At 36.0% G+C, this 12,745-nt stretch carries 7 protein-coding genes; all 7 read left to right on the forward strand.

Going from position 1 to position 12,745, the window contains the following annotated elements:
* Positions 1-35 precede the first annotated feature (35 nt).
* Positions 36-1,295, forward strand: coding sequence for a T9SS type A sorting domain-containing protein (locus tag GQN54_RS05365; protein ID WP_160632488.1), 1,260 nt, complete (start codon positions 36-38; stop codon positions 1,293-1,295).
* Positions 1,295-2,260, forward strand: coding sequence for a T9SS type A sorting domain-containing protein (locus tag GQN54_RS05370; protein WP_160632489.1), 966 nt, complete (start codon positions 1,295-1,297; stop codon positions 2,258-2,260). The genes GQN54_RS05365 and GQN54_RS05370 overlap by 1 nt, the downstream gene beginning before the upstream one ends.
* A complete protein-coding gene (locus GQN54_RS05375) occupies positions 2,260-4,179 on the forward strand; it encodes a TonB-dependent receptor plug domain-containing protein (RefSeq protein ID WP_160632490.1) in 1,920 nt (639 codons plus the stop codon). Before GQN54_RS05370 ends, GQN54_RS05375 begins: the two co-directional genes overlap by 1 nt.
* Positions 4,176-5,210, forward strand: coding sequence for a DUF5074 domain-containing protein (locus GQN54_RS05380; RefSeq protein WP_160632491.1), 1,035 nt, complete (start codon positions 4,176-4,178; stop codon positions 5,208-5,210). Before GQN54_RS05375 ends, GQN54_RS05380 begins: the two co-directional genes overlap by 4 nt.
* Entirely contained in the window at positions 5,207-5,902 is a 696-nt protein-coding gene (locus GQN54_RS05385; RefSeq protein ID WP_160632492.1) for a Dph6-related ATP pyrophosphatase, read from the forward strand. The genes GQN54_RS05380 and GQN54_RS05385 overlap by 4 nt, the downstream gene beginning before the upstream one ends.
* A 112-nt stretch (positions 5,903-6,014) precedes the next feature.
* A complete protein-coding gene (locus GQN54_RS05390; RefSeq protein WP_160632493.1) occupies positions 6,015-11,612 on the forward strand; it encodes a hypothetical protein in 5,598 nt (1,865 codons plus the stop codon).
* A 1-nt stretch (position 11,613) separates the two neighbouring features.
* Entirely contained in the window at positions 11,614-12,744 is a 1,131-nt protein-coding gene (locus GQN54_RS05395) for an ABC transporter substrate-binding protein (protein ID WP_160632494.1), read from the forward strand.
* Position 12,745: the final 1 nt, after the last annotated feature.

A 12,745-nucleotide genomic window follows, 5' to 3' on the forward strand; every position in this document is an offset into this window, starting at 1 on the left:
TAATTATTTATTAATCATCAAATTAATTTAAACCGATGAAGAAACTTTTACTAATTTTTGTAGCAGCTGTAGCTGTGAATTCTGCATCTGCGCAGAAAGTGATCCTTGTAAATGGAGGCCAATATGGCAACAACTCTAGTAATGTAAATGTGGTAACTTATGATGTTGCTACAAAAGTGTATACCACTATTGATACCATTCAAACTCAATCAGTACAAGAGCTTTTAATTGATGGGAATACCGCTTACGTGGCTGCCCAAGATTCTATAGTAGCTTATGATTTAACGACTGACAAAAGAGTTGCAGCCACTCAATTTGCTGGCTTGAGTACTAAAAGTATAGCAGTTTATAACAACTATTTGTTAGCAGGAAACTGGTATGGTCAAACAAGTAACAATTTGTATATCTACGATAAGACTACTTTGACTTTAGTAGATTCTGTTCCTCAGATTACAAAAGGAGTTTCAAGTATGTTGATTTATGATACTACATTATTTGTAGCACAGAATTATTCAACAATCGGATATACAGATTCGGCAGGGTATTTAGCGGTAGTCAATTTAAATACAATGGACTATATTAACGACATTCAATTCAATAATAATGGTGAGGATTTGGGATACTTGATTCAAGATCCGAGCGGGAATGGATTAGTTGCGATTAATTCAGTTTCCAATACACTTTCTTACTACAATTATTTTTTTCCATTTACTTCAACTGACTCAATTGGCTTTGATATCTCAGCGCATGCGTCAAAACAAACGATATTTCATGATACTTTGTTTTTAGAAATGAATAATAGAATCGCGGCATATAATTTATTAAATAGAACAATAATTGACACCAATGTAGTAGATTATGATTCTTATGCTTTTACTTACGATACGTTGAATAATATGTTTTACGCGACTGCAAGTGACTTTTTTAGCTTTACTGAGGGTAAAATATTTAATAGAAATGGTGTACTAATAGACACTATGATTGTTGGTTACTCTCCTGAAGTAATCGGAATGTATTATAATCAAGTGACTTCTATAAGTGAAGAAGTTGCAAGTCAATTGAATGTGAGCGTTTACCCCAACCCAACAACTGATTATTTAACTATTTCTTCTAAAAACAACGAAGCGTCTGTTCAAATTAGAATAGTTGATTTGAATGGCAAAGTAGTATATGATGGTGTAAAAACAAGTTCATTTGATTTAAAATTAGATTTGACTTCTTACCCATCAGGCGCATACTTATTGATGGCATTGTCTGGTAAAAACTATACTGTTCAGAAGATAATCAAGAACTAATGAAGTATTTATTCAATATAATTTTATTGATGAGTTCAACGGTGCTTTTAGCACAAGGTCCTTATGCAGATCGAGCTGGCTTGGCGGGCAGCAGCGCGATGCATAAAGATTCTTCTGCATTCATTGGTTGGGCAAGTCAATGCCTTGTGCAAAGAGGATTGCAAGATACTGCAGACGCTTCTTCGGGATATGCAACGGTTGGAACTGTTTCTTCTGCTATAGGAAAGGCAGGATTAAATGGTGTTGTTAGTTTAGGAGATGGTGGAAAAGCTATCCTACAATTTGATTATCCCATTTACGACGGTCCAGGTCCTGATTTTGCAGTTTTTGAAAACTCTTTTTCACCAACATTTTTAGAGTTGGCATTTGTCGATGTGAGCTCAGATGGGCAGAACTACTTTAGATTTCCTGCTCATTCATTGACGGATACTACTCAGCCTATTGGCGGATTTGGAGCAGTAGATCCTACCAATATCAATAATTTGGCAGGAAAGTATGTAGCAAACTACGGTACTCCTTTTGACTTGCAAGAAATCCCGAATTCACCTTTATTGAATAAGGGTCAAATAACTCATATTCGAATAGTTGATGTCGTAGGTGCGCTCAATGAAAACTTTGCGACCTACGATACTGCTGGAAGAGCGATACAAGATCCATATCCTACACCGTTTGCATCTTCGGGGTTTGATTTAGATGCCGTAGGGGTTATTCACTCTTCGATTACTTCAATAAGAGAGAATTCGCTTTCCACCATAAAGGTTTTTCCTAATCCTGTTGAAGATGAAATAAATCTTTTAGGTGTTATTCAGAAGGTAGACTTTCAATTGAGTAATGCCTCGGGGAAAATAATTAAAAATGGTACTACTCAAAATAGGATAGCGGTTAATGAACTTGAGTCAGGTTTCTATTTTTTAAAAATTATTGAAAATCAACAGTTAAGAGTGATTAAAATTGTCAAAAAGTAGTGAGGCTAATATTCATCATAACAGCTTTTTTGTTGTGGGGAATTCATCCTGCTATTGCTCAATTTGGAGTAAAAGATACCGTTAAAATTAAAGAGGTGAAAATTTATAATTCACCTCAAATTGTAACTCCTGAATCAGCTTTCAAATCATTAGAAGTTGATTCTCTTGAACTGAGCGAGAAAAGCAGCGGAAATTTGGCGGATGTGCTCAATGAGCACTCGACCATTTTTGTAAAATCATATGGGAGTAACGGACTTTCTTCTGTTTCATTTAGAGGAACTTCTGCTGCTCATACCATGTTGTTGTGGAACGATATTCCTATTAATTCTTCAATGAATGGACAAGTGGATTTTTCATTAATTCCACTTGCCTTTTTCGATGGAGTGGAAATTGATTTTGGAGGAGCTAGTTTAGATAAGAATGCTGGAAGTTTAGGAGGAAGTATCAATTTGAAAAATGAAGTAGATTATTCCAATCGATTATCTATTTCTGCTCAGCAACGAATAGCCAGTTTTGGAAATAGTGGAACATCTTTCATTGTAAAAGGTGGGCGCGAAAAGTTGCAAGTACATTTAAGGAGTTTTTATAAATTCGGGGAGAATAATTATTCCTATGTCAACAAAGGTAAAGAGGGTTTTCCAGAAGAAGAGTTGGAAAATGCTGCAACACAGCAAACTGGAGTCATGGGAGAGTTGTTTTATCTTTTATCCAAAAGGAGTGAGGTGTCAGCACAATTCTCCTCCTTAATTTCTAAGCGAGAGATTCCTTCCATAATGTTGATAAACAATAACCGAGAAACGCAAAATGATTATTCTAATCGTTTTTCTTTAGGCTATATTTTTAATAGTGACTTTTGGCAGCTGAGTATAAAAAGTAGTCTTTTCGGAGACCAGTTGGATTATGAAAATCAATTGTTGCAAACCCAAACATCAACAGCTTTTAGAGGGGTTAAAAATGTAGCTACTTTTGTTTTTCAGCCTTCTACAAAGCATAGCTTTAAATCTAAATTACACTATGATTATGATGTAGCTGAGAATAAAGCCTATCCACAAGATGAAGAGCTTTCAAGAAAGGCTTTCTATTTAAATTATTCTTATTCTCCTTCCTCAAGAGTTATATTATCTTTAATCAATAGAGTAGAGGTAGTAAGTAATCAGCCTGCATTGATATTACCAGCATTTGGAATTTCTTACCAATTGTTTGAAGAAAGTAATTGGCTTTTGCGATTGAATGCATCAAAAAACGCTAAATATCCAAACTTAAACGATTTATATTGGCAGCCCGGTGGAAATGAAGATTTGAAGGTAGAACGTAGTAATGGTTTAGAATTAGGAATTGTGAATTCAGAATTAAAACTTTCAAAATCGGCTCAGTTCGATGTTAATGCCAATCTCTTTTATTTGAATATCCAAGATTACATATTGTGGGAACCCTCAGCTTTTGGTTATTGGAGGTCAAGAAATATAGAGGAAGTAGAAAGTAAAGGAGGAGAGCTAAATATAGGAATGTATCTAAATTGGGGGAAGTTAAAAAGCAGAACTATAGCTCAGTACGGATATACTTCCTCAGTGAATAAGCAGGTAAAGCAAGTCAATGATGCTTCTGTAAATAAACAATTGATTTATGTACCTGCTCACTCATTTAATTTTCGTTCCTCTTTTGAGTGGAAAACATGGTCGTTAATTTATCAAATGAATTATAATGCTGAAAGGTATACAACAACAGATAATAGCGATTATCTTCCTTTTTACACTCTACATAATTTACAATTTCAAAAGCAACTTACTGTTAGAAAACAACGTTTGGTAATTATGGCTGAAATAAATAACGTTTTTAATAGCAATTATCAAGCTATTCAATGGCGACCAATGCCCGGTAGAAATTATGGAATCACAATTAACTATCAATTATTAAAATGATGCGCTATAAATCAATACTACTTTGGCTGATAATAGTTCTACTGTTTTCTTGTAAGACCGAAGAGGATAAGAAAATAACTCCTTTGAGTAATGAAAGTGGAGTGGATGTAATTATTTTGAATGAAGGCAACTTTGGTTCAGGAAATGCGTCAATTGATTGGTACAATAGCTCAAACAATAAACTTTACGACCACGTTTTTAAATCAAATAATCAGAACAGACCAATTGGTGATGTAGTTCAATCCATGCAAATAATAGGAGATAAAGGATACATAGTTGTGAACAACTCTCAGAAAATTGAAGTGGTAAATTTGTCTGATTTTAAGTCGATTGGAAGTATCCAAGGATTAACCTCTCCAAGGTATATTTTGCCAATTAATGAAAGTAAAGCATATGTTTCTGATTTATATGCGAATGCTATTTCTGTGATTAATCTTAAAGATCGAGTAGTAGAAAAAACAATCCCCACCAATGGTTGGACGGAACAAATGGTTAGAATAGAAGATTCTGCTTATGTGTGTGACTTGACCAATAATCAACTTCTCGTATTGAATCTCCAAACTGATTCCATAATTAAAAGAACGCAGTTGATTCGTCAACCGGGCTCAATGGTTAAAGATAAAAACAATAATTTATGGGTGTTATGCAATGGAGGTTTTGATGAAATGATTCCTCGCTTATATCAAATAAATACTTCAGGTGATGTTATTCAAGTTGTTAATTTTGATAACATCAATCAATACCCTTCCAACTTGTTAATTAACGAAGAGAAAGACCATCTTTTTTATTTTAATGACGGAATTTTTCGGATGTCTATCACTGATAAAAGTTTGCCCAGTCAACCTTTTATCGAAAAGAAAGGTCGTTTGTTTTATGGAATGGGATTTCACCCCTCGTCTAGTGAGTTGTATGTAGCTGATGCAATTGATTATCAACAGCGAGGAAAGGTGTATAGATTTGATTTAGAAGGGAATGAAATTGCCACATTTCAAGCTGGAATAATACCAACAGGATTTATTTTTACACCATGAAAAAACGAATTGCATTTTCTTGGAGTGGAGGCAAAGATTCTGCATTGGCGCTTTACTTTTTGTTAAACGACGATTGGTACGAGGTGGTTTGTTTAATCTCGAATTTTAATGCAAACGGAAAGCTCAATATGCATGCTGTTCCTTCTCAATTGATTCAAAAGCAGGCACAACAGATTGGACTCCCGTTAAAAGAAGTCCATGTTAAAGACAATGACAATAAATCCTTCGAAAATGCAATGCGCGCAACACTGTTGGAACTAAAATCTGAAGGGGTAGAAGGAGTTGCATTTGGAGATATTTTTCTAGAAAATTTAAAAGAATATCGGACGAATAAACTCAATGAAGTTGGAATGGATGCAATCTTTCCTTTGTGGAGTAAGGATCCTCATGAGTTGATTGATTTGTTTCTGAAATTTGAGTTTAAAACATTGACTTGCTGTGTCAATGAAGACCTTTTGGGAGAACGGTTTATTAATCGATTACTTAACGAAGAATTTTTTGAAGAACTTCCTGATCATGTTGATGTTTGTGGTGAAAATGGGGAGTATCACTCTTTTTGTTTTGACGGTCCAATCTTTAAAAATCCTGTACACTTTGAAATGGCTGAAAGTTGGACAAAAGATTATGAATTTGAATTGGACGATGGTTCCCTAATGCAATCAACTTACCGATATAGTAGTTTAATTTCTTAATATCAATGGGTTAAAAAACCTTATCAAAAGTGATAAATCATAGGGATAATCAATTTTGAATTACGATATTTGTTATTACACAATAATTTGATTGAAAGCGCATTTTAAGGATATGAACAAAGCTTTAAAACTCACTATATTTTCCCTATTTCTTTTTATTTCAAGTCAAACACTTTATGCCCAAGATTGGAAAATGGTGTTAGAGGCCGTTGTAACAGAAGACGGCAGGAAACTTCCTAATGCATCTGTAACGGTGTATAAGAATGGGACAAAGGTGGAAACTGTAAATACTGATGCCAAAGGAAAAGCTACTTTAACCCTGGATGCAGGGGCCAATTACATGGTAACATTTTCTTCCATGGGGATGATTACTAAGAAATTAAATTTAGATACTAGAAATGTTCCACCAGAAGATGGAGGTCAGGATTTTTTCTTTCCAGCCGAAGTCGATATTTTTCAAAAAATTCCGGATTTAGATATTAAAATATTAGATCAACCGATTGGAATTATTCGATACAATCCGAGCATTTCCAATTTTGATGTGGATTTAGATCACACTCGAAAAGTAAAAGCAGAGTTAGACAAACTTCAAAAAGAATATGAAGCTAAGAAAGCTGCTGAGGCTGCCAATGCCGCCAATGCTCAAAAAACGTATGATGCTGCTGTAAAAAAGGCAGATAAATTTTTTGCAGCAGAACAATGGAAGGAGGCAAAAGCAGAGTATTTAATAGCTCAAAAAGCAAAACCCGACGAATTACACCCATCCTTTCAGTTGGGTGAAATTCAGTCCAAACTAATTAAAGAAGAACAGTCTGATGCCAAATATAACGCAGCTATGGAAGCTGCGAATAAGGCATACACAGCAAAGGATTATCAGCGAGCAATAGGGGAATATCAAACTGCGAAAAGTTTAAAGCCTTCTGAATCAGAACCAGAAGCTAAAATAAAAGAGATCCAAGGATTATTAGCGAATCAAGCTAAAACAGAGCAAGAATATTTAGCTGCTATTAATGAGGGTGATAAGGCGTTAATCGTAAATAATTTAGAGCAAGCTAAAACTGCATTTCAAAAAGCTGCGGAGTTAAAGCCATCGGAGTCCTATCCCAAAAACAAAATAGCCGAAATTAATGATGTATTGGAAAAGGCTGCTGCTAAGGATAAAGAATATGCTGCTGCTGTGGAGACAGGAAATAAAGCCATAGCCAGCAAGGATTTAACTGCTGCAAAGGCTGCTTTTCAAAAGGCACAGAGTATAAAACCTAAAGAACAACTGCCGCAAGACAAGTTGAAAGAAATAGAAGGCTTAATGGCTGCGCAAGCGAAATTAGAACAAAGTTATCTAGCAGCTATCCAAAAAGCGGATGATGCTTTAAAGGCGAATCAGTATGAATTAGCTAAAGCTGCTTATTCTGAGGCTTCTGGAATAAAGCCGACTGAAGAATACCCAAAGAACAAAATCAAAGAAATAGAGGATTATTTGTCGAAGCAACAAGCAAAAGAAAAGGAGTATACGGATGCAATAGCTGTTGCAGATAAGGCATTTAAGGACTTAGATTATGCGACAGCAAAAACCAATTATGAAAAGGCAATAGGAATAAAACCACAAGAAGCCTACCCTAAAGGTAAAATAACTGAAATTGAAGGTATTTTAGCCGAAAATGCTAAAAAGGAGCAAGAGTATACTACTGCTATTCAAGAAGGAGATAAAGCCCTTAGTGCTAAAAATTACGATGGTGCAAAGCTAGCTTATGAAAAGGCTAAAGGACTAAAGCCAAATGAAAAGTACCCACAAGATAAAATTGCAGTAATTGACGGTATACTCGCCGAACTCAACAAGAAAAATGAAGAATATCAAAAAATAATTGCAGAAGGGGATGAAGCCCTGTCAGCTTCAAATTATACCGCAGCAAAAACGGCATTTGAGAAAGCGGGTAGTTTGAAACCTGAAGAAGCTTATCCAAAGAATAAGTTGAAAGAGATTGAAGGCATTTTAGCAAAAGAGGCCGCTAATGAAAAAGCTTATGCAGATGCAATTACATCTGGAGATAACGCTTTGAAGGAGAAAAAATATGATGTAGCTAAGAAAAGTTATGAAGCTGCTATTGCTCTAAAATCTGCTGAGCAATATCCAAAGGATAAAATTAAAGAAGTAGAGTCTATTTTGGCAGAACAAGCTAAAAAGGAGCAGGAATATACGGCAACAATAGCTGCTGCTGATCAAGCATTGACAGCAAAAGATTATTCCACAGCAAAGTCTGAATTTGAGAAGGCCAGCGGTTTAAAGCCAAATGAAGCTTACCCTAAGGATAAAATTAAGGAAATTGCAGCGTTACTAGCTGAGGCCGAGAAAAATGAAGCTGCTTACGCAGAAGCTATTAAAAAGGCGGATGCTGCTTTTGAAAAAGAAACCTTTGAAGAAGCAAAAGCATCCTATAGTGAGGCGCTTAAGTTAAAGCCAACTGAGACTTATCCAAAAGATAAGATTGCAGAAGCTGACGCTAAAATAGCTGCAAAACAAAAGGAATTGGAAGAGATTCGTATTGCTAAGGAGAAAGAAGCAGAGCAGGAAAAGCTATATCAAGACGCTATTGCAAAAGGCGATGCCGCATTGAAAGCTAAAGATTACGCTGCAGCTGTTACTGCTTATCAAGGAGCATTAGCGATTAAAGCCGAAGAATCATATCCTGCGGATAAGATCAAAGAAGCTCAAACAGCCATCGCTGCACTAGAAAAAGTAGAACAGGATTATACTTCCGCTTTAAAGGAAGGAGATGATGCGCTAGCTGTTAGTGATTTTGTAACAGCCAAGGCTGCATACAACAAAGCCTTAGGCATTAAACCAGATGAAAAATATCCAAAGGATAAAATAGCTGAAGCAGATAAATTAGCAGCGAATGCTGAAGCTGCAGCATTGGCAAAAGCTGAAGCTGAGAAAAAGGAGAAAGAATATCAAGAGAAAGTGGCCGCAGCAGATGCAGACTTAAACGCAAAAAACTATGAGGAAGCTAAAGTAAAATACAATGCTGCATTAGCGATTAAACCCAATGAGCAATATCCAAAGGATAAAATTAAAGAAGCAGATGGTCTTATTGCAGCTGCTTTAAGCGAAAAGGAAGCTGCTGCAAGTGCGGCTAAGAAAGAAGCCGAATACGCAGCCTTAATAAAAGAAGCCGATGCCGCTCTTTCTTCAAAAAAATATGAAGAGGCTAAAGTTAAATATAATGCAGCCCTTCAGTTAAAGGACGAACAATATCCTAAAGATAAAATAAAAGAAGCTGATGATCTTATTGCTGCTGCAATGAATGAGAAAGAGGCTGCTAAAAAGGAAGCAGAATACCTAGCGGTTGTTGCAGAAGCTGATGGCGCAATACAAGCAAAGAAATATGATGCCGCAATTGATTTATACAACAAAGCATTAACTATAAAGCCTTCAGAGGCATACCCTAAGACTAAAATTGATGAGATCAATGCTCTAATAGGAGAAAAAGCCGCCGCAGAAGCAGCCAAAAAGAAGGCAGAAGAAGAACTAGCAAATTACAACAAGCAAATTGCTATCGCTGATGAATTGTTAGCCAAGAATAGTTTAGAAGAGGCGAAAGTGGCCTACGGTAAAGCCCTAGAAATAAAGTCTGAAGATTATCCCAAAAAACAAATAGATGAAATTAATAATCGTCTTGCCAAATTGGCTGCAGATAAAGAAGCTATAGCAATAAGTAAAGAAAAGGAAGCTAAACTTGATGCTGAATACAATAAAGTGCTAGAAGGAGCTAATTCTAAATTTGTCAGTGCAGACTATCCAGGAGCTATAGAGGGATACAATGCCGCATTAAAATTAAAGCCGAATGAATCCTATCCGGTTGAGCAAATTAAAATAGCAAAACAAAAACAAGAAGAGTATTTAGCTGCTGAAGCAAAGCGAAAGGCAGAAGAGGAAGCGAGCTATGAAACTAAGGCTACCTACTTAAATATTATTGCAAAAGCAGATCAATCTTTTGCTGAAGAAGATTATCCTGCTGCAATAGCGAAATATGAAGAAGCTTTAACTGTAATGGATGAGCAGTATCCTAAGGATCAATTGAAAGTCATTGCAGATAAAAAGGCAAAGGAGAAAGAGAAGGAAGCGGCCGAGGCCTTGGCGAAAGCAAATGCTGCTAAGGAAAAAGCTAAACTTGATAAGGATTACCAAATTGCATTGGATAAAGCGAATGCAGCTTATGATGCCAAGAATATGGAATCAGCTCTTGCAGCTTATCAATTTGCATCAAATTTAAAACCCAATGAACAATTTCCTCAAGATAGGATTAAGGAAATTCAAGAGCAACAAGCCTTAGCCGATGCGAAAGCCGAGGAAGCTCGATTGGCAAAGGAAAGACAAATGGCTGCTAAGGAGAAAGCTGCTCAAGATGAAGCTGCTTTTAATGAGTACATTAAAAAAGCAGATGTAGCATTTAAAGCCAAAGACTTGCAAAATGCGAAAAGCGATTATCAAGCAGCATTGAGATTGAAACCCGGAGAGTCTTACCCTGAAACTCAACTTAAATTAATTGCAGATCAGTTAGATGCTGAAAGAAGACAAAGAGAAGAAGAAGCACTTCGATTGGCTCAGGAGAAAAGACGACAACAACAAGAAGCGAATAAAATTAACGTAAGTGGAAAAACGGAGGCAGAAATTGAAGCGATGTATCGCGAAATGTGGGCCAAAAAGAACAGTCAAAAGGCAGAATTAAAGGAGGATGAAGCTGCTATTTTGGCTCAAAAGAAAAAAGAACAACAAGAGGCAGATGAAGCTCAACGACAAGAAGAGTTAAGACGATTACAAGATATTTCTGTTAGTCTGAATGAAAATAAGCCAGCTAATAGTGAGCGTTACCTCCAAAATTTAGATCAAGTGAATTCCTTGGCTGAAGGTTTAAAAGACGGTGAAGAGAGTAGAACGATGGCAGCAAAACGTTCTAGGGAGGATAAACAAATGGAGTTGGACGATTTACAAGAAGGAATGTCTGCAGGCAATGAAGAAAAGACCATTAATAACGTAAATGATAATTACGAAATAGTAAAAGCGAAAGCGGCTGCTAACGAAGAGCTATTAGCTAAGAAACGAGCAGAACAAGAAAAAAGAATCAGTGAAACTCGTGATGTTTTAGTTGATTTGGATCAGCAAATTCAAGCATACCGAGCTGAAAATGCTAAACAGCGCTTAGCTGCTACTGCAGGTTTGCCTACTGCTCAAGCTGAATATATGGAGAGCTTTAATACTTCAAATGTCAAAGAAGCGAATCAAATTATTGAAAGCAATCAGCAGAAGATAGATGCATTATTGAAAGCTAAAGAAGAGGCACAAGCTCAATACAATCAAGCTATGGAGCGAAAGTCTGGAGCGTTTAGAGATAATCATGTAGCTAGAGAAAAGGCGTTCGAAGAAAATTCAGAAAGACAAAAACAACGAATCAATGATGTGGACTTAGAGTCATATTATAGAGGGGAAAAGCGACCAAGAAATGATGCTGAATTAGCCAATAAATATGCACAAGGAGTTACGGAAGAAATAATTGATGGAGACATCAACAGCACTACTATCAGAAGAATTGTAGTGTCGGGAACACAAGTCGACATTTATGAGAAAACGTTTTATTCGTGGGGAGCTATTTATTACACTAAAAATGGCTCTAATATAGAAGAAGAAATGTGGACTAGAGAAACTAAGAAGTAGAATGAATCGTTTCTTATGGTTTTTAGCAGTATTGGTGGTTGGTTGTAATTCACCTGAAAGGGATTCCTTTTCTAGTATGGAAGAAGAACCTGGAACTGAATTATTTATTGAATACGCAAAGGGGTTTAAAATAATTCAATACGAAGGATATACGAAATTAATTGTGTTGAATACTTTTAAAGGCAATAATCAGAATTTAGAATATATTTTGGGTGCAGATTCAATTGATTCAATCAATAAAAATGGATTGTTTATACCCATTCCTATTAAAAGAATTGCTGCACTTTCATCTACTTATATCCCATTTATAAAATTACTTGAGGAAAGAAATTCTATTGTTGCAATCAGTGGAAAGAATACTATTTACGATAGTTTGATTTATGATTGGGCTAATACCGGGAGAATTAAAGATTTGGGTGAGCCGACTTTAAATGTAGAACAAACGGTACTTCTAGACCCAGATTTAATTATGGGATTTGCAATTGATGCCCAATCTATGAAACAACTTTCTGAATTAGAAAGATTCAACCAAAAGGTTTTATTGAATTCCGAATATATGGAGGAAACCCCGCTTGCAAAAGCAGAGTGGATCAAAGTATTTGGATTATTATATGATAAAGAAAAGGAAGCAGACAGTATTTTTAAGGTAATTAAAAAGCGGTATCTGAAGCTGTCGAATATGGTTAAAGATATTCATAGTCGCCCTTCCGTTTTCTCGTCCGCACCATGGAAAGGAACGTGGTTCGTTCCTGGAGGGAAGTCATTTCAAGCTACTTTGTTTGATGATGCCGGGGCCAATTACATATGGAGAGATAATACAGAGAATGTAAGTTTATCATTGGATTTTGAAGTGGTTCTGTCAAAGGCTATAGATGCTGATTTTTGGCTGAATACCTCGACCTTCCAAACTCTTCAAGAAATTTCAGACGAGGACGAACGCTTTGAATTGTTTAAAGCTTATAAGACTCAGAAGGTATACAACAATACCAAAACCTTAACGACTTATATGGGAAATGATTATTGGGAAACCGGTGCCGCTCGTCCAGATTTAATATTGGAAGATTTAGTTCACATTTTTCATCCTGACGTTAATCCCAATCATGTTTTTAATTTTTATCAAAAATTAAAATAGT

The organism is Acidiluteibacter ferrifornacis (genome assembly GCF_009909615.1).
Classification (GTDB): Bacteria; Bacteroidota; Bacteroidia; order Flavobacteriales_E; family Vicingaceae; genus Acidiluteibacter; species Acidiluteibacter ferrifornacis.

What these genes read in the sequence shown, in the direction of transcription:
- GQN54_RS05365 (WP_160632488.1), top strand. Translation starts at nt 36, where the DNA reads ATGAAGAAACTTTTACTAATTTTTGTAGCAGCTGTAGCTGTGAATTCT.
- GQN54_RS05370 (WP_160632489.1), top strand. Translation starts at nt 1,295, where the DNA reads ATGAAGTATTTATTCAATATAATTTTATTGATGAGTTCAACGGTGCTT.
- GQN54_RS05380 (WP_160632491.1), top strand. Translation starts at nt 4,176, where the DNA reads ATGATGCGCTATAAATCAATACTACTTTGGCTGATAATAGTTCTACTG.
- GQN54_RS05385 (WP_160632492.1), top strand. Translation starts at nt 5,207, where the DNA reads ATGAAAAAACGAATTGCATTTTCTTGGAGTGGAGGCAAAGATTCTGCA.
- GQN54_RS05390 (WP_160632493.1), top strand. Translation starts at nt 6,015, where the DNA reads ATGAACAAAGCTTTAAAACTCACTATATTTTCCCTATTTCTTTTTATT.
- GQN54_RS05395 (WP_160632494.1), top strand. Translation starts at nt 11,614, where the DNA reads ATGAATCGTTTCTTATGGTTTTTAGCAGTATTGGTGGTTGGTTGTAAT.